We start from the raw sequence: 16,356 nt of genomic DNA on the forward strand, positions 1-16,356 counted from the left end.
AGGAAACGCCATGGGCGCGACGCCGAAGCCGTTCGTGAATCTCGCCGACGTCGAGTTCGACGACATCGAGGACAACGGCTACTACACCTCGCGGCGCGCCCGCTTCAGCACGTCGATCGGCGCCCGCCAGCTCGGCTACAACCTGACCGAACTGCCGCCGGGCGCGGCCCAGTGCCCCTTCCACGCGCACCGCGCCGAGGAAGAGATGTTCCTGATCCTCGAAGGCGAAGGCGAGCTGCGCTACGGCAACGAGCGCCACGCCATCCGCAAGCACGACGTGATCGCCTGCCCCACCGGCGGCCCCGAGTCCGCGCACCAGATCATCAACACCGGCAGCACGACGATGCGCTACCTGGCGCTGTCGAACGTCGCGGCGGTGGAGGTCTGCGAATACCCGGACGGCGGCAAGATCGGCGTCTTCGCCGACGCACCCGGCGCGCAGCACCTGCGCAGCCTGCACCGCGCCGGGGAGGCGGTGGACTATTACGACGGCGAGAGCACGGCCAAGCCTTGAGGTGAGGCCGCGGCCCGCAGCTCGCGCGCCGCCTCCACCATCTCCTTCAACGCCGCCGTCACCTCCGGCCACTGCCGCGTCTTCAATCCGCAGTCCGGGTTGATCCAGAGCCGGTCGGCCGGGATCACCTCGGCGGCCTTGCGCAGCAGGCGCAGCATCTCGCCGCGGCCGGGCACGCGCGGCGAATGGATGTCGTAGACGCCGGGGCCGATCTCGTTGGGGTAGCGGAAGCTGCCGAAGCCGCGCAACAGCTCCATGTCGGAGCGGCTGGTTTCGATGGTGATCACGTCGGCATCCATCGCTGCGATGGCCGGCAGGATGTCGTTGAACTCGGCGTAGCACATGTGGGTGTGGATCTGCGTGTCGTCGCGCACCGGGCTCGCGGCGATGCGGAAGGCGCACGTCGCCCAGCCGAGGTAGGCATCCCACTGCGCGCGGCGCAGCGGCAGGCCCTCGCGGATCGCGGGCTCGTCGATCTGGATCGCGGCGATGCCTGCCTGCTCCAGGTCGGCCACCTCGTCGCGGATCGCTAGCGCGATCTGCAGCGCGGTGTCGGCGCGCGCTTGGTCGTCGCGCACGAAGGACCACTGCAGGATCGTGATCGGCCCGGTCAGCATGCCCTTCATCGGCCGAGGGGTCAGGCCTTGCGCATAGCGGCTCCACTCGACGGTCATCGCGCGCGGCCGCGCCACGTCGCCGTACAGCAAGGGCGGCTTCACGCAGCGCGAGCCGTAGGACTGCACCCAGCCGTTGGCGGTGAAGGCGAAGCCGTCGAGCTGCTCGCCGAAGTACTCGACCATGTCGTTGCGCTCGGCCTCGCCGTGCACCAGCATGTCCAGGCCCAGCTCCTCCTGGCGATGCACGGCCAGCGCGATCTCGCGCTGCATGGCCTCGCGGTAAGCCGCCTCATCCAGCTCGCCGCGCTTGAAGGCGGCGCGGGCTGCGCGGATCTCGGCCGTCTGCGGGAAGGAGCCGATCGTCGTCGTCGGGAAGGCCGGCAGTTGCAGCCGCTCGCGCTGGGCCTGCTGGCGCACAGCGAAGGGCGAAGCGCGGCGATCCGCCTCGGCCGGTAGCGCGCGCAGGCGCTCGGCCACCGCCACGCGGCGCACGCGGGGGCTGGCCGCCCGGGCTGCCCGCGCCGCGCGCGAGGCGGCCAGCTCGGCCGCGACGCTGGCCTCGTCGCCCCACAGCGCGCGCTTGAGCACGCGCAACTCGTCGAGCTTCTCCTCCGCGCCGGCCAGCCAGAGGCGCAGTTCCCCGTCCACCGCTGCGTCGTCGCGCAGGCGCAGCGGCACGTGCAGCAGCGAGCAGGAAGGCGCCACCCAGAGCCGGCCGCCGCGCAGCTCCAGCACCTCGCGCAGCCGGGCCAGCGCGGCATCCAGGTCGGCGCGCCAGACATTGCGGCCGTCGATGATGCCGACCGACAGCACGCGCTCGCGCGGCAGCCGACGGGCCACGTCCAGCAGTTCCTCGGGCGCGCGCACCGCGTCCACGTGCAGGCCGCCCACCGGCAGCTCGCAGGCCAGGGCCAGGTTCTGCTGCAGCGGCGAGAAGTAGGTGGCCAGCAGGAGCTGCTGCTGCGGCTCGGCCGTGGCCAGCCGCGCGTAGGCGCTGCGCAGTGCCTGCTGCCAGCGCTCGTCCAGGTCCAGTCCCAGCACCGGTTCGTCCAACTGCACGCAGGTGACGCCGCGTGCGGCCAGGCGCAGCAGCAGCTGCTCGTAGACCGGCAGCAGCCGCTCCAGCAGGCCCAGGCGATCGAAGCCGGCCACCTTGCTCTTGCCCAGGTGCAGGAAACTGACGGGGCCCAGCAGCACGACCTTCGGGCTCGCCGGCAGGGCGATGGCTTCGCCCACCTCGGCCAGCAGACGCTCGGCATGCAGGCTGAAGGCCGTGGCCTCGTCGAACTCGGGCACGAGGTAGTGGTAGTTGGTGTCGAACCATTTGGTCATCTCGAGCGCCTGCGGGTCGGTGGCGCCGCAGCCGCAACCCTCCGCGTGCGCGTGCGTCGGCGCACCGCGCGCCATCGCGAAGTAGCGCTGCAGCGGCGGCTCGCTGCCGTCGAAGCCGAAACGCGCCGGCTCGCAGCCGAACAGCTGTATCAGGCTGGCGACGTGGTCGTACAGCGCGAAGTCGCCGACGGCGACGAAGTCCAGCCCGGCCTGCTGCTGCAGGCGCCAGTGCGCGGCACGCAGGCGGGCGGCCGTGGCTTCCAGCGTGTCGGTATCGATCTCGCCGCGCCAGTGGCGCTCCAGTGCGAACTTCAGCTCGCGCTGCGCGCCGATGCGCGGGAAGCCGAGGACATGGGTCTTGATCATGGTGTCTTGCGCGAGGCTTTTCATGGGAAGACCGCGATGATCCGGATTCCACCTCTATGATTCAAACGAAAAATTCAATGATTCATTCTGAATTTCTCTCATGCAAACAATCCTCGAACTGCGCCACCTGCGCACGCTGCTGGCGCTGCGCGAGACCGGCAACCTGTCGCGCGCCGCGCAGTTGCTGAACCTCACGCAGTCCGCGCTGTCGCATCAGTTGAAGGGGCTGGAGGCGCACTACGGCGCCGAGCTGTTCGAGCGCAAGTCGAATCCGCTGAGCTTCGGCGTTATCGGCCAACGCCTGCTGAAGCTGGCCGACCAGGTGCTGCCGCAGGTGGACGAGGCCGAGCGCGACGTGGGCCGGCTGGTCGACGGCTCGGCCGGGCAGTTACGCATCGCGGTCGAGTGCCACACCTGCTTCGACTGGCTGATGCCCTCGATGGACGCGTTCCGCCAGCGCTGGCCGGAGGTGGAGCTGGACATCGTCTCGGGCTTCCATGCCGATCCGGTGGGCCTGCTGCACCAGGACCGCGCCGAGCTGGCGATCGTTTCCGCGGTCGATGACGACGAAGCCGATGTAGCCGTCCATCCGCTGTTCGCGTTCGAGATCGTCGCGCTGCTGCCCAACGGCCATCCGCTGCTGGCCAAGCCCTGGCTGGAGCCCGACGACTTCACCGCCGAGACGCTGATCACCTACCCGGTGCCCGACGAGATGCTGGACCTGGTGCGCCAGGTGCTGCAGCCCGCCGGCATCTCGCCGCCACGCCGCACCAGCGAGCTGACGGTGGCGATGCTGCAGCTCGTGGCCAGCGGCCGCGGTCTGGCCGCGCTGCCGATCTGGGCGGTGGAGGGCTATCTGGCGCGCGGCTACGTCGCACGCCAGCGCATCGGTGCCGACGGCCTGACCGGCCGGCTCTACGCCACCAGCACCGCCGCGCTGGCCTGCAAGCCCTTTCTGGCCGACTTCGTCTCCATCATGAGGGAGACCTCGCTGCGCAGCCTGGCCGGCGTACGCTTGCTGTGAGCCTCTAGAATCCGCGCCGACCCCACTGCTTCCACTTCAACCGAAGTCCGTGACCTCCCGCCGCCGCCATCGCCTGCAATCCTGGTTCGCCCTCGCGATCCTGGTGCTGGGCATGCTCGCGCCGGGCATCAGCGCGGCGCTGAGCCACGCGCGCGGCGACTTCGCGCTGCAGGACATCTGCTCGGCCGGCAGCCCCAAGAGCAACAGCAGCGATCCGGTGCAGAACCCGGCGCTGGACATGCTGACCCTGGGCCACTGCGCGATGTGCCACGCCCATGCGGCGGACTTCGCGCCGCCGCCCCTCCCCGCCGCCGCAGCGCTGCTGCGCAGCGACCTGGGCTTCGCGATGCCCGAGCGCTTCTACAGCGCCCCGGTCACCGCCCACGGCTGGCGCACCGCGCCGGCCCGCGCACCACCCGCTTCCGCCTGAGTCCTCCCGGTACCGCGCCTGCCGCCATCGGCAGCGCGCGGCCTGCCCGCACTCATCCGGAAGTCCCATGCAACGACAAGAGAAATTCCCCCTGCGCGCGCTCGCCTGCGCCGCCGCATCGCTGTTCGCCCCTTACGTATTCGCTGCCGACGACGGCGCCGCCGCACCGGTCCGCCAACTGGGCCTGGTCACCATCGAGGGCAACGGCGCCCCCAGCTCGCTGCCGACCAATCTGCCGACAACGATCGAAGGCATCAGCGGCGCCGAGATCGAGCGCAGCATCAATGCGAACGACGCCGAAGACGCGCTCAAGTACCTGCCCAGCCTGCTGGTGCGCAAGCGCTACGACGGCGACTACAACCACGCGGTTCTCTCCACCCGCGCGTCCGGCACCGGCAACAGCGCCCGCTCGCTGGTCTTCGCCGACGGCATCCTGCTGTCCAACCTGCTGGGCAACGGCGCGACCTTCGCGCCGCGCTGGGGCCTCGTCACGCCAGAGGAGATCGAGCGCGTGGATGTGCTCTACGGCCCGTTCTCGGCCGCCTATGCCGGCAACTCGGTCGGTGCCGTCGTCGACTACCAGACGCGCATGCCCCGCGCCTTCGAGGCGCACGTCAAGGCCAGCATCGAACGCCAGCCCTTCGATCTCTACGGCGCGCACGACACCTACGGCAGCCACTCGCTGAGCGCCTCGCTGGGCGACCGCGCCGGCGCCCTGAGCTGGTGGATCAACGTCAACCGGCTCGACAGCGACGGCCAGCCGCTGAGCTTCGTCACCAAGCCAGTTTCGACGACGGCCTACACCGGCTCCACGCCCGTCACCGGCGCGGTCGATGGCGCAGACAAGAGCAACGTCCCCTGGAAGATCCTCGGCACCACCACGCAGTACGACACGGTGCAGGACCACGCGAAGATCAAGCTCGCCTACGACATCGCCCCGGCGCTGCGCGCCAGCCTGACACTGGGCCTGTGGCGCAACGACTCCGCGGGCTCGCCGCAAAGCTGGCTGCGCGACGCCGCCGGCAACGCCGTCTACAGCGGCAGCGTCGGCATAGCCGGCAAGGCCTACACGCTGGCCGCCACCGATTTCGGTATCAGCCGCGAGGCGCTGGAGCACCGGATGGCCGGCATCTCGCTGAAGCAGAACGCGCACGGCGTGTTCGACTGGGAACTCACCGCCAGCGCCTACGACTATGCGAAGGACCAGGCGCGCACGGCGCTCGTCGCACCGCCGGTGGCGACTACGACCGGTGGCGCCGGCCGCCTCACCGACCTCGCCGGCACCGGCTGGACCACGCTCGCCGCACGCGGCGTGCTCCGCCCCGAGGGCAGCGCACACACGCTGGACTTCGGCGCCCAGCTCGATCGCTACCGCTACCGCCAGCGCGTCTCCAACACCGCCGATTGGGACGATGGCACGCCCACCAGCCTGTTCACCGCCTTCGGCGGCGACACCGCGCTGACCAGCCTCTATGCGCAGGACAGCTGGAGCCTGCCGGCCTCCGGCATCAAGACGATGCTGGGCCTGCGCGCCGAGCACTGGCAGGCCGACAGCGGCAGCAAGACCGCGTCCGACGGCCGCACCGTCGGCTTCGCCTCGCGCAGCGAGACCGACCTGTCGCCCAAGGCCGCCATCGGCTGGCAGGCGGGGCAAGACCTGGCCCTGAAGCTGTCCACCGGCCGGGCCGTGCGTTACCCGACCGCCACCGAGCTGTACCAGGGCGGCCTCAGCAGCAGTGGCGCCTACGTGCCCGGCGACCCGGTCACCAACCCCGACCTGCGGCCCGAGAAAGGCTGGACGACCGAGCTGGCCGCGCTGTGGAACATGAGCGGCCAGCAACTGCGCCTGAGCCTGTTCCGCGAGGACACGCGCGACGCGCTGTACTCGCAGTCCACCGTCGTCGGCACGCAGACGGTCGCCAGCGTGCAGAACATCGGCCGCATCGTCACCAACGGCGTCGAGGCCGTGCTGCAGGCGAGCGACCTGGGCGCCCGCGGCTTCGACCTCAGCGCCTCGCTGACCTACGCCGATTCGACGATCCGTTCCAACGACGGCTTCGTCGCCGTGCCCGGCGACACGATCGGCAAGCAGCAGCCACGCGTTCCGCGCTGGCGCGCCTCGCTGCTGGCCAGCTACGCCATCACGCCGGACCTCGACGCCAGCTTCGGCGCCCGCTACTCGGGCCGCCAGTACGGCACGCTGAACAACAGCGACCCGAACGGCTTCGCCTACATGGGCTTCTCGAAGTTCTTCACCACCGACGTGCGCGTGCACTGGCGCATCGACCGCCAATGGAGCCTGGCCGCCGGCATCGACAACCTGAACAACTACCGCTACTGGGCCTTCCACCCCTATCCGCAGCGCAGCTACAACGCCGAGCTGCGCTTCGACCTCTGAGGAGCACACGATGACCAAGCAACAGATCCTGGGCCTCGCCCTGCTCGCCGCCACCGCCGCGCAGGCCCACGTCACGCTGGACCAGGGCGAGGCGCCCGCCGGCTCGTCCTACAAAGCCGTGTTCAAGGTCGGCCACGGCTGCGAAGGCGGCCTCGCCACCCGGCAGATCACCGTCACGCCGCCACCCGGCCTGCGCAATGCCAAGCCGATGCCCAAGGCCGGCTGGACGCTCGCCATCGCAGCGAACGGCGACATCAGCTGGACGGCCCGGACGGAAGCCGACTACCTGCAGGACGCCTGGTACGACGAGTTCACGATCCGCACCACGCTGCCCGAGGAGCCGGGCGTGCTGTGGTTCAAGGTGCGGCAAGGCTGCGTCGGCGGCGAGGCCAACTGGGCCGACGTACCGCCTGCCGGCAGCGACAGCCCCAAGGGCCTGAAGCAGCCGGCAGCGCGGCTGCTCGTCACGCCGCGCGCGGCGGCGATGCCGGAGGGGCATCACCACTGATAGCCCTCGTCGTTCAGGGCCGCGCGCGAGCTTGCGGCGGGCTCAGCCGCAGCCTCTCCTTCGCAACTGGTTGTACTCGAAGGCAAGAATGATGGGGCCGGACATGGCCAGCGGGATGAGCAGGTACAGCAGTCGCCAGACCAGCAGTGCGGCCATCACCGAGGTCGCACCGATGTCCGGCATCAGTGCCAGGAACACGGCCTCCATCACGCCGACCCCTCCGGGGACCTGCGCCACCAGCCCGACGGTGAAGGAGATCAGGAATGCACCGAGCACAACCGGGAAGCCCGGGTTGCCGCTGTGCGGCAGCGCGAAGAAGACGATCGCCGCTGCCGCCAGCAGTTCGATCGGCCCGGCGATCGTCTGCCTGGCGACTACGCCCGGGCTCGGATACGAGATCTCGATGCGACCGATACGCAGCGGCTTCAGGCGCAGCAGAGACCCCAGGATGTAGAGCAGGCAGATGCACAGCAAGCCGCCACCGATCACGCGGATTCCCGGCTCCAGCGTCGCCAGCAGCGGCACCGTCCGAGCCAGTGGGGCAACGAGTTCGGGCGCGAACAGCAAGACCACGCCGAGCAGCAACGCGACGCCATAGCCGAATGTGAAGCTGCCCATCGCCACCAGGCTTGCGACCTCGGTCTTGGCCAGGCCCTTGGCCGAATAGGCTCTCAGACGTACCGCACCGCCGGACAGGACCGATGCGCCGACGTTGTGGCCCAGCGCGTAGGCGACGAACGAGCTGAGGCAGACGTAGGGCCAGGACACGTCCTTCAGCCGGCCGAGGTGCATCAGCGAAATCCGGTCGTACCAGGCCAATGCCGCGTAGGCGACCAGCGTCGCCAGCCCGGAGAAGAGATAGCCCTCCCACGGGATCTGCATAAGCCGGGCGATGATCGCGTCCGAGACCACTCGCATGTCATCCCAGAACGCGCCCTCGGCGAGAGCGGCCCTGACGACCGGATCCGACGAGACCTCGGCCTCCAGCTTGACCTGGAGCATCCAGAGCGACACCGCGATGAATGCCAGGGAAATGACGGGCCAGGCAAGATTGCCGGCGATTTGGCCCCAGGACCGCCCCGAGTTCTTGTCGTTCGACATGCGCTGTAGCTTCCTCGTTCTTCGGCTGTGTGCAGGCCGCTTCGTTCGCGCAGAGGGTATCCCAGGAATCTGCCGCATGCTTCTTGCTACGCTCGGGCATGGCTTGGCATGGACACCTGACCCTCGACTACCGGCTCGATGCCGAAGGCCGCACGACGGCGCACGATCGACATGAGGGGCCGCTGCGCGTGCTGCAGCGGCTCTACCCCGAGGGGCCGGCTGTGTGCCACCACGTGCTGGTGCATCCGCCGGGCGGCATCGTCGGCGGTGACACGCTGGACCTGGACATCCGGCTGGCCGGCGCCAGCCATGCCCTGATCACCACGCCGAGCGCCACGCGCTTCTATCGCAGCGCCGGCGAGACCGCCGTGCAGTCGGTGCGCGCGCGGCTCGATGCTGGCGCGCGGCTCGAATGGCTGCCGCTGGAGGCGATCGTCTACGACGCCGCGCTGGCCGAGAACCGGCAATGCTTCGAGCTGGCGCCGGGGGCCGAGATGATCGGCTGGGATATCGCCGCGCTGGGCCTGCCCGGCGCGGGCAAGCCCTTCACGCGCGGAAGCTACCTGCAGCAGCTGGAGCTGCCCGGCCGCTGGCTGGAGCGCGGCCGCATCGATGGCGGCGACCGGGCGCTGCTGGATTCGCCGCTGGGCTTCGCCGGCCACACGGTGCTGGCGACGATGTGGTTCGCCGGGGGTCAGGACTTGCCCGCCGCAAGGCGCGAGGCGCTGCTGGACGCCGCGCGGCAGTGCTGCGCCGGCCATCCACTGGCCGCCAGCGCCGGGGCGACGGCGCCGCAGGACAGCACCGTCGTGCTGCGCCTGCTGGCCGGGCGGGTGGAGCCGGCCGCCGAGCTGCTCGTCCAGGTGTGGCGCGAGTGGCGCCGGATCGCCTGGGACCTGGCGCCCTGCCCGCCGCGGATCTGGCGCACCTGAGGAGGTCAAGAACCCCTGCGAGCAGTTTTGGCGGTGTTTTGACCGCCAATTAGAAGGCTGGAATCCGCCGCGCTGATCGGCGTTTTGATGCCGGCGGAGCTGCCCGATCATTGCGTCCGTTGCCAAGCGCTAAGCAAAAAGCTCCACACCGCGGCCCCACGTTGCCAGTCAGCCGACGACGACGTCCCGGGCGGTGTCCTGCGCCCTTCCCGGCCCGATGCGATCCATCGGGCCGGGTTTTCTATGGCCACTGTCATAGCCCCCACTCTGCGCCGGCAGAATGGCGCCCACCATGCGCCTGCCCAACCTGCTCGCCACCCGCCGTGGCCGCCTCGCCGCCTTCTTCTGCCTCTACATGACCGAGGGCATGCCGCTCGGCTTCGCGGCCACCGCGGTGGCCACGCAGCTGCGGCGCCTGGGCGTCGGGCCGGCCGAGATCGGCGCCTTCGTCGCCTCGTTCTATCTGCCCTGGGCTTTCAAGTGGGCCTTCGGTCCCTTCATCGACACCTTCGCCTCCGAGCGCCTGGGCCGGCGCCGCGGCTGGGTGCTGGGCACGCAAGTGATGATGGCGCTGACGCTGGTCTCGCTGATCTTCGTGCCGCTGCCCGCGCAGCTGCCGCTGTTCACCGCGATCCTGCTCGTGCACAACACTTTCGGCGCGATGCAGGACGTGGCCATCGACTCGATGGCCTGCAACGTGCTCCCCGAGGACGAGCGCGGCACGGCCAACGGCCTGATGTTCGCCGGCGCCTACACGGGCCAGGCGATCGGCGGCAGTGGCGTGCTGTTCTTGAGCGGCATCACCGGCTTCGGGCCCAGCTACCTCGTGGTGGCGGCGGCGATCCTGCTGGTGACGGCGCTGGTGGTGCTGCCGATGAAGGAAGCCGTCGTCGGCGAAGCGCGGCCCAAGGCGGGTTCGCTGCGCGCGGCGGGTGCCGAGATGCGCGACTTTGCTGTGCAGTCTTTCCGCGCGTTCCTGGGTACTCGTGCCGCCTTCTCCGGCCTGCTTTACGCGCTGCTGCCGGCTGGCGCCATGTGCCTGGGCCTGGCGCTGCAGACCAATCTCAGCGTCGAACTGGGCCTGAATGACAACCAGGTCGCGCTGATGCAACTGTGGAGCACCTTGCTCAGCGCCGCCTTCTGCGTGGCGGGCGGCTGGCTGTCGGACCGATTCGGCCGCCGCCGGATGCTGGCGTTGTTCCTCGCGCTGATGAGCATCCCCGTGGCGCTGCTGGCCCTGCAGATGCAGTCGGTCGGCTGGATCATGCCGCGCGCTGTCGGCCCCGGCAGCGCAGTGGCGCCGGCCGCACTGATCGCCGGTCTGTGGATCGCCACGCTGAGCTACAACGCGTTCCAGGGCTTGATGTACGGCAGCAATACCGCCGTGTTCATGGACATCACCCGCCCCGCTGTCGCGGCCACGCAGTTCACCGCCTACATGGCGCTGTGCAACCTGGCGATCTCGTACAGCGCCGCCTGGCAGGGAGCCGCCGTCGAGGCCTGGGGCTATCCGGTAACGATGGGCATCGATGCTGCGTTCGGCCTGCTCGGCATCGCGCTCTTGCCCCTGATGAAGCGCAGCGGCAAGACCGACGATGCCTTCGACGACGGCCGCGCCGCCGGCCGGGCCCGCATGCTGGCCGGCGTGCTCGCGCTGGGCTGCATCGGCTGGCTGGCGGCGCATGCGGCCGGCCTGGACAAGAACGCGGCCATCGCCGGCACGGCGTTCACGCTGATTTTCGTCGCGAGCGGATTGTTCCTGCTGGCCGGCGCGGCGCTGCTGCGCGGCGGCCGGCCCTGGGCGCGGATCGTGATGGCCCTGCTGCTACTGGCGATGGGCCTGCGGCAGCAGCTCGGCCTCCCGGAGCCGCTGCTGCTGGCGCTGCCGGCAATGGGTGCGGCGATGCTGGCGCGGCTGGCGATGCGGCGCTGGGACGAACTGGCCGTCACCACCGCGGCTGCGGCCTAGGGCTGGGCCGCCTTCACGAACTCGACAAAGGCCCGCAGCGGCGCCGGCAGATAGCGCCGGCCCGGGTAGTACAGGAAGGGCCCGTTGAACGAGAGCCACCAGTCTTCGAACAGCGGCACCAGGGCGCCACTGGCCAGATGCGGGCGCATCCACTCTTCGAAGATCTGGATGAGGCCGCAGCCGGCCACGGCCGCGTCGATCGCCAGGTCCACGCCACCACCGATGCCCACGGTCAACGGCGCCTCGGGCTCCAGGCTGATGACTTCGCCGTCGCGTTCGAACTGGAAGGCAGGCATCGCTCCGCTCGGGAAACGCCCACGGATGCAGCGATGCGATAGCAGATCGCGAGGATGGGCCGGCATGCCGTGCTTCGCGAGGTAGCTGGGCGAGGCCGCCGTCGCGATGCGCTGCCTTCGCGGGCCGATGGGGATGGCGATCATGTCCTGCTCGAGCCGCTCTTCGTAGCGGATGCCGGCATCGCAACCGGCGGCCAGCATGTCGACGAAGCTTTCGTCGACAGTGACCTCGACCCGTATGTCCGGATAGGCCTCCAGGAACGGCGGGATGATCGCCGGCAGCACCAGGCGCGCGGCGCTGGCCGGTACGTTGAGCCGCAGCGTGCCCACAGGGCGATCCCGAAAGCCGTTGACGACATCCAGCGCCGCCTGGACCTCGCCCAGCGCCGGGCCGAGCCTGTCCATCAGCCTCATGCCGGCCTCGGTCGGCGCCACGCTGCGCGTGCTGCGGTTGAGCAGCCGAACGCCCAGTCGCGCTTCCAGCCGCCTCACCGCCTCGCTCAGGCCGGAGGCGCTCTGCCCCAGTTGCCGGGAGGCCTCACGGAAGCCTCCGGCGCGGGCGACGGCCAGGAAGGCCGAGAGTTCACCGAGGTCCGCCGCTGTGTCAGCCATGTTTGCTCACTGTCCTGAATTTCGCACAGCCCGTGCGAATTGAAGGCTCTTATCGTACGAGCCCGGCCTGCCTACATTCCTTCCAACGACACCTCCGCAACGGACATTGAAAGGAAGCACTGATGAGCAACCCTGGCACCTTCAAGATGGGCACGCGTACCGTCAAGCGCATGGGCTACGGCGCCATGCAACTGGCCGGCCCCATGGTCTTCGGCCCGCCGAAGGACCGCGCCGCCGCCGTCGCGCTGCTGCGGGAGGCCGTGGAGCTGGGCATCGATCACATCGACACCAGCGACTTCTATGGCCCCCACGTCACCAACCAGATCATTCGGGAAGCCCTGCACCCGTACCGTGCGGACCTGACGATCGTGACCAAGGTCGGCGCACGTCGCGGCGACGATGCGTCGTGGCTGTTGGCGCAGTCGCCGGAGGAGCTGGCCAGCCAGGTCCATGACAACCTGCGCAACCTCGGCGTGGAGGTGCTGGACGTCGTCAACCTCCGCAGCATGCTGGACGTGCATGGCCCGGCGGAAGGCTCGCTGGAGCCGCAGGTGAACACGCTGGCCGAGTTGCAGCAGCGTGGACTGATCCGCCACATCGGCCTCAGCAACGTGACGGCAACTCAGGTCAGGGACGCACGCAGGATCGTCGACATCGTCTGCGTGCAGAACCAGTACAACCTCGCGCACCGCGGCGACGACGCACTGCTGGACGAACTGGCCAGCGAAGGCATCGCCTTCGTGCCCTTCTTCCCGCTGGGCGGCTTCACGCCGCTGCAGTCGAGCGCCTTGTCGGAGGTGGCGAACGAACTCGCCGCGACGCCGATGCAGGTGGCACTGGCCTGGCTGCTGCAGCGCTCACCGAACCTGCTGCTGATCCCGGGGACCTCGTCGATCGATCACCTGAAGCAAAACCTGCGGGCGGCCGATCTGAAACTTCCGGCGGCGCTCGTGCACAGGCTCGACGCGATGGGCGGTATCGGTATCGATATCGGGCACCAGGTCAAACCGCAATCAGCTGCCTGATGCCCTTTTCCTGCATCTCGCTGCCGCGACCGCGGGCGATGATCTGGCCGCGTTCCATCACCAGGTACTGGTCGGCCAGTTCCTCGGCGAAGTCGTAGTACTGCTCGACGAGGATCACGGCCATGCGCTGGCGCTTGCCGTCGATCTCCAGGCCCTCGTCGGCCAGCAGGCGCAGCACGCGGCCGATGTCCTTGATGATGCTGGGCTGGATGCCTTCGGTCGGTTCGTCCAGGATCAGCAGGCGCGGGCCGGCGGCGAGCGCGCGGGCGATGGCGAGCTGCTGCTGCTGGCCGCCCGACAGGTCGCCGCCACGCCGGTGCAGCATCTGCTTGAGCACCGGGAACAGCTCGAACAGCTGCGGCGGGATGCGTGTGCCGGCCGGCTTGTAGGCCAGGCCCATCAGCAGGTTGTCCTCCACCGTCAACCGGCCGAAGATCTCGCGGCCCTGCGGCACGTAGCCGATGCCGCGGCGCACGCGCTCATAGGGTGTGTCCTTGGTGATCGCCGTGCCGTCCAGGCTCAGCTCGCCGCTCTTGATCGGCACGACGCCCATCAGGCTCTTCATCAGCGTCGTCTTGCCGACGCCGTTGCGGCCCAGCACGACGGTGATCTCGCCTTCCAGGGCCTCGAAGCCGACGCCGCGCAGGATGTGCGAGCCGCCGTAGTACTGCTGGATATCGCTTGCTTTCAGCATGATCGTTTCATCGTCCCAGGTAGACCTCGACCACGCGCTCGTTCGCTTGCACGTCGCTCAGCAGCCCCTCGGCCAGGACCGAGCCCTCGTGCAGCACCGTCACCGTCTTCTTCCCTTCGGTCAGCTGGTCGACGAAATGCATGTCGTGCTCCACGACGACCAGCGAGTGCTGGCCTTCCAGCGAGAGGAATAGCTCGGCGGTGCGCTCGGTCTCTTCGTCGGTCATGCCGGCCACCGGCTCGTCCAGCAGCAGCAGCTTGGGGTCCTGCATCAGCAGCATGCCGATCTCCAGCCACTGCTTCTGGCCGTGCGACAGCAGGCCCGCTTGGCGCTGTGCCTGCTGGCCCAGGTGGATCAAGGTCATCACCTCGCCGATCCGGTCCAACTGCGCGCCGGTGAGGCGGTGCCAGAGGCTGGCGCGAGGGCGGCGATCGGCCTTCAGCGCCAGCTCCAGGTTCTCGAACACCGAGAGCTGCTCGAACACGGTGGGCTTCTGGAACTTGCGGCCGATGCCGATCTCGGCGATCTCGTTCTCGCGCAGGCGCAGCAGGTCCACGTTCTGGCCGAAGCTCACCGTGCCCGAATCGGGCCGGGTCTTGCCGGTGATGCAGTCCATCATCGTCGTCTTGCCCGCGCCGTTGGGGCCGATGATGCAGCGCAGCTCGCCGACCTTGATCATCAGGTTCAGCTTGTTCAACGCCTTGAAGCCGTCGAAGCTGACGGTGATGTCGTCGACGTAGAGGGCCACGCCGGTGCCGAAGTCCGGCGTCAGGCCATGGACCGGCCGGCCGAAGGAGGCACTGCCGCCGGAGCTGTCCTTCTGCACATCCGCTTCCGCATGCCGGGTCAGCGCCTCGGCGCCGGCTTCCATCAGTTCGGGTGTCATGACTGTTGTTCCCCCTTCTTCTTGAACAGGCCCACGATGCCGTTCGGCAGGAACAGCGTCACCGCGATGAACAGCGCGCCGAGGAAGTACAACCAGAACTCGGGGAAGACCTGCGTGAACCAGCTCTTCGCGCCGTTGACGAAGAAGGCGCCGACGATCGGCCCGATCAAGGTCGCGCGGCCACCCACCGCCGCCCAGATCGCGATCTCGATCGACGCGGCCGGGCTCATCTCGCCGGGGTTGATGATGCCCACCTGCGGCACATAGAGCGCGCCGGCCACGCCGCACATCAGCGCGGAGAACACCCAGATGCCCAGCTTGTACGACAGCGGGTTGTAGCCGGTGAACATCACGCGGCTCTCCGCATCGCGGATCGCCTGCAGCACCCGGCCGAACTTGCTGGCGACGATCCAGCGCGCCATCAGGTAGAAGCCGATCAGCACCAGCCCGGTGATGACGAACAGCACCATGCGCGTTGTCGTCGAGGTGGCCGAGTAGCCCAGGATGCGCTTGAAATCGGTGAAGCCGTTGTTGCCGCCGAAGCCCGTCTCGTTGCGGAAGAACAGCAGCATCGCGGCATAGGTCAGCGCCTGCGTGATGATCGAGAAATACACGCCCTTGATCCGCGAACGGAAGGCAAAGAAGCCGAACACCCAGGCCAGCGCGCCCGGCACCAGCAGCACCAGCAGCATCTGCAGCACGAAGGAATCGCTGACGGCCCAGTGCCAAGGCAGCGTCTTCCAGTCAAGGAAGACCATGAAGTCCGGGAGATCGCTCTGGTAGTTGCCGTCACGGCCGATCTGCCGCATCAGGTACATGCCCATCGCATAGCCGCCCAGCGCGAAGAACAGGCCGTGGCCCAGCGAGAGGATCCCGGTGTAGCCCCAGATCAGATCCATCGCCAGCGCGCAGATGGCGTAGCACATGATCTTGCCGATGAGGCCGACGAGGTAGTCGCTGAGATGCAGCGGGCTGCCTTCTGGGATCAGCAGGTTAAGCACCGGCACGAGGACGGCGACGATGAGGATGGCTGCGAGGACGGTGAGCCAACCTTTCGGTGTGAGCAGCGTTGGCCGCTGTGGCAGCAACGCAGGAACTGTGGTGGGTGGGTTCATCATGTTCATCGGGTGCTGCGGTTGTCGATCGCCACGGTGCCGGGACTCGCCCCGGCGGGCGACTCACTTTCTTGGGCGCCCAAGAAAGTAAGCAAAGAAACCGCCCCTGCTGCGTCGCCCTCCGCTTCGCTACGGATCCCCTGCGATGCTCGAAGCCCGGGGCCGCGCCAAACTCGCTGCGCTACGCTCCGCTCAGACAAACGGCGCGAAGCATGTCTACGAAGCGCGCTTCGCTCGCGCCCCGGACTTCTGCGCTTCTCGGCGGCGCAGAAGGGGAACCCCGTAACAGCCGACGGCCGCATACCCGACGAGTCGCCGCGCTTCGTGCATTCGGCTGTTCGGGCCCCTTGTGCAGCCGCCGAGAAGCACAGCGGCTTGGGACCGTGAGCGAAGCGAACCTCGTGATCTGACTTCGCGCCGTCTGTCTGAGCGGAGCGTAGCGCAGCGAGTTTGGCGCGGGGCCCAAGTTGCGAGCATCGCAGGGCACCCGACCGTAGGGAGGGCGGCGGAAGCAGGGTCGCCTTTCTTTGCTTACTT

General features: G+C 68.9%; 14 protein-coding genes. 8 read left to right on the forward strand and 6 right to left on the reverse strand.

Features of this window, described 5'->3' with window-relative positions:
- The first annotated feature begins 10 nt into the window (after positions 1-10).
- Positions 11-514 (forward strand): cupin domain-containing protein, encoded by a 504-nt coding sequence (locus tag SNE35_RS00515; RefSeq protein WP_320420771.1) that lies wholly within the window; start codon positions 11-13, stop codon positions 512-514.
- Here SNE35_RS00515 and metE read toward each other — a convergent pair.
- The gene (gene metE, locus SNE35_RS00520; protein ID WP_320420772.1) at positions 484-2,829 is read right to left on the reverse strand and encodes a 5-methyltetrahydropteroyltriglutamate--homocysteine S-methyltransferase; all 2,346 of its coding nucleotides are present in this window, start codon (positions 2,827-2,829) and stop codon (positions 484-486) included. The genes SNE35_RS00515 and metE overlap by 31 nt on opposite strands.
- A gap of 100 nt (positions 2,830-2,929) precedes the next feature.
- On the opposite strand from metE, the gene SNE35_RS00525 reads away from it, so the two are divergent.
- From SNE35_RS00525 to SNE35_RS00540, 4 genes are all read left to right on the forward strand, one after another.
- Positions 2,930-3,853, forward strand: a complete 924-nt coding sequence (locus SNE35_RS00525) for a LysR family transcriptional regulator (RefSeq protein WP_320420773.1) — start codon at positions 2,930-2,932, stop codon at positions 3,851-3,853.
- Between the two features lie 49 nt (positions 3,854-3,902).
- Positions 3,903-4,283 (forward strand): DUF2946 family protein, encoded by a 381-nt coding sequence (locus tag SNE35_RS00530; protein WP_320420774.1) that lies wholly within the window; start codon positions 3,903-3,905, stop codon positions 4,281-4,283.
- 67 nt (positions 4,284-4,350) lie between these two features.
- Positions 4,351-6,681: a TonB-dependent receptor gene (locus SNE35_RS00535; RefSeq protein ID WP_320420775.1), complete on the forward strand. Its 2,331-nt coding sequence runs from the start codon at positions 4,351-4,353 to the stop codon at positions 6,679-6,681.
- 10 nt (positions 6,682-6,691) lie between these two features.
- Positions 6,692-7,189 carry a YcnI family copper-binding membrane protein gene (locus SNE35_RS00540; protein ID WP_320420776.1) on the forward strand — a complete coding sequence of 166 codons (498 nt, stop codon included), beginning with the start codon at positions 6,692-6,694 and terminating at the stop codon, positions 7,187-7,189.
- Positions 7,190-7,231: 42 nt separating this feature from the next.
- Here the strand turns inward: SNE35_RS00540 and SNE35_RS00545 are convergent, their stop codons facing one another.
- Positions 7,232-8,290, reverse strand: a complete 1,059-nt coding sequence (locus tag SNE35_RS00545; RefSeq protein WP_320420777.1) for a lysylphosphatidylglycerol synthase transmembrane domain-containing protein — start codon at positions 8,288-8,290, stop codon at positions 7,232-7,234.
- A gap of 98 nt (positions 8,291-8,388) precedes the next feature.
- Between SNE35_RS00545 and SNE35_RS00550 the strand changes: the two genes are divergently transcribed.
- Both SNE35_RS00550 and SNE35_RS00555 read left to right on the forward strand, forming a co-directional pair.
- Positions 8,389-9,222, forward strand: a complete 834-nt coding sequence (locus SNE35_RS00550; protein WP_320420778.1) for an urease accessory protein UreD — start codon at positions 8,389-8,391, stop codon at positions 9,220-9,222.
- A 292-nt stretch (positions 9,223-9,514) separates the two neighbouring features.
- On the forward strand, positions 9,515-11,191 hold the full coding sequence (locus tag SNE35_RS00555) for an MFS transporter (protein ID WP_320420780.1): 1,677 nt from the start codon (positions 9,515-9,517) through the stop codon (positions 11,189-11,191).
- On the opposite strand, the gene SNE35_RS00560 is transcribed toward SNE35_RS00555, so the two are convergent.
- Positions 11,188-12,099 (reverse strand): LysR family transcriptional regulator, encoded by a 912-nt coding sequence (locus SNE35_RS00560; protein ID WP_320420781.1) that lies wholly within the window; start codon positions 12,097-12,099, stop codon positions 11,188-11,190. The genes SNE35_RS00555 and SNE35_RS00560 overlap by 4 nt on opposite strands.
- A gap of 122 nt (positions 12,100-12,221) precedes the next feature.
- On the opposite strand from SNE35_RS00560, the gene SNE35_RS00565 reads away from it, so the two are divergent.
- On the forward strand, positions 12,222-13,124 hold the full coding sequence (locus SNE35_RS00565) for an aldo/keto reductase family oxidoreductase (protein WP_320420782.1): 903 nt from the start codon (positions 12,222-12,224) through the stop codon (positions 13,122-13,124).
- Here SNE35_RS00565 and urtE read toward each other — a convergent pair.
- The 3 genes from urtE to urtC are packed head-to-tail and all read right to left on the reverse strand — an operon-like array spanning position 13,102 to position 15,828.
- Positions 13,102-13,818 carry an urea ABC transporter ATP-binding subunit UrtE gene (urtE, locus tag SNE35_RS00570; protein ID WP_320420783.1) on the reverse strand — a complete coding sequence of 239 codons (717 nt, stop codon included), beginning with the start codon at positions 13,816-13,818 and terminating at the stop codon, positions 13,102-13,104. The two genes, SNE35_RS00565 and urtE, sit on opposite strands and share 23 nt — an antisense overlap.
- Positions 13,819-13,825: 7 nt before the next feature.
- Entirely contained in the window at positions 13,826-14,704 is an 879-nt protein-coding gene (gene urtD / locus SNE35_RS00575) for an urea ABC transporter ATP-binding protein UrtD (protein WP_320420785.1), read from the reverse strand.
- Entirely contained in the window at positions 14,701-15,828 is a 1,128-nt protein-coding gene (urtC, locus tag SNE35_RS00580; protein WP_431312691.1) for an urea ABC transporter permease subunit UrtC, read from the reverse strand. Before urtC ends, urtD begins: the two co-directional genes overlap by 4 nt.
- Positions 15,829-16,356: the final 528 nt, after the last annotated feature.

Source organism: Roseateles agri, from assembly GCF_034043675.1.
Taxonomy (GTDB): Bacteria; Pseudomonadota; Gammaproteobacteria; order Burkholderiales; family Burkholderiaceae_C; genus KK5.

Bases quoted from the DNA above. Each gene is read 5' to 3' on its own strand.
- SNE35_RS00515 (WP_320420771.1), top strand. From the start codon at position 11: ATGGGCGCGACGCCGAAGCCGTTCGTGAATCTCGCCGACGTCGAGTTC.
- metE (WP_320420772.1), bottom strand. From the start codon at position 2,829: ATGATCAAGACCCATGTCCTCGGCTTCCCGCGCATCGGCGCGCAGCGC.
- SNE35_RS00525 (WP_320420773.1), top strand. From the start codon at position 2,930: ATGCAAACAATCCTCGAACTGCGCCACCTGCGCACGCTGCTGGCGCTG.
- SNE35_RS00535 (WP_320420775.1), top strand. From the start codon at position 4,351: ATGCAACGACAAGAGAAATTCCCCCTGCGCGCGCTCGCCTGCGCCGCC.
- SNE35_RS00540 (WP_320420776.1), top strand. From the start codon at position 6,692: ATGACCAAGCAACAGATCCTGGGCCTCGCCCTGCTCGCCGCCACCGCC.
- SNE35_RS00545 (WP_320420777.1), bottom strand. From the start codon at position 8,290: ATGTCGAACGACAAGAACTCGGGGCGGTCCTGGGGCCAAATCGCCGGC.
- SNE35_RS00550 (WP_320420778.1), top strand. From the start codon at position 8,389: ATGGCTTGGCATGGACACCTGACCCTCGACTACCGGCTCGATGCCGAA.
- SNE35_RS00555 (WP_320420780.1), top strand. From the start codon at position 9,515: ATGCGCCTGCCCAACCTGCTCGCCACCCGCCGTGGCCGCCTCGCCGCC.
- SNE35_RS00560 (WP_320420781.1), bottom strand. From the start codon at position 12,099: ATGGCTGACACAGCGGCGGACCTCGGTGAACTCTCGGCCTTCCTGGCC.
- SNE35_RS00565 (WP_320420782.1), top strand. From the start codon at position 12,222: ATGAGCAACCCTGGCACCTTCAAGATGGGCACGCGTACCGTCAAGCGC.
- urtE (WP_320420783.1), bottom strand. From the start codon at position 13,818: ATGCTGAAAGCAAGCGATATCCAGCAGTACTACGGCGGCTCGCACATC.
- urtD (WP_320420785.1), bottom strand. From the start codon at position 14,704: ATGACACCCGAACTGATGGAAGCCGGCGCCGAGGCGCTGACCCGGCAT.
- urtC (WP_431312691.1), bottom strand. From the start codon at position 15,828: ATGAACATGATGAACCCACCCACCACAGTTCCTGCGTTGCTGCCACAG.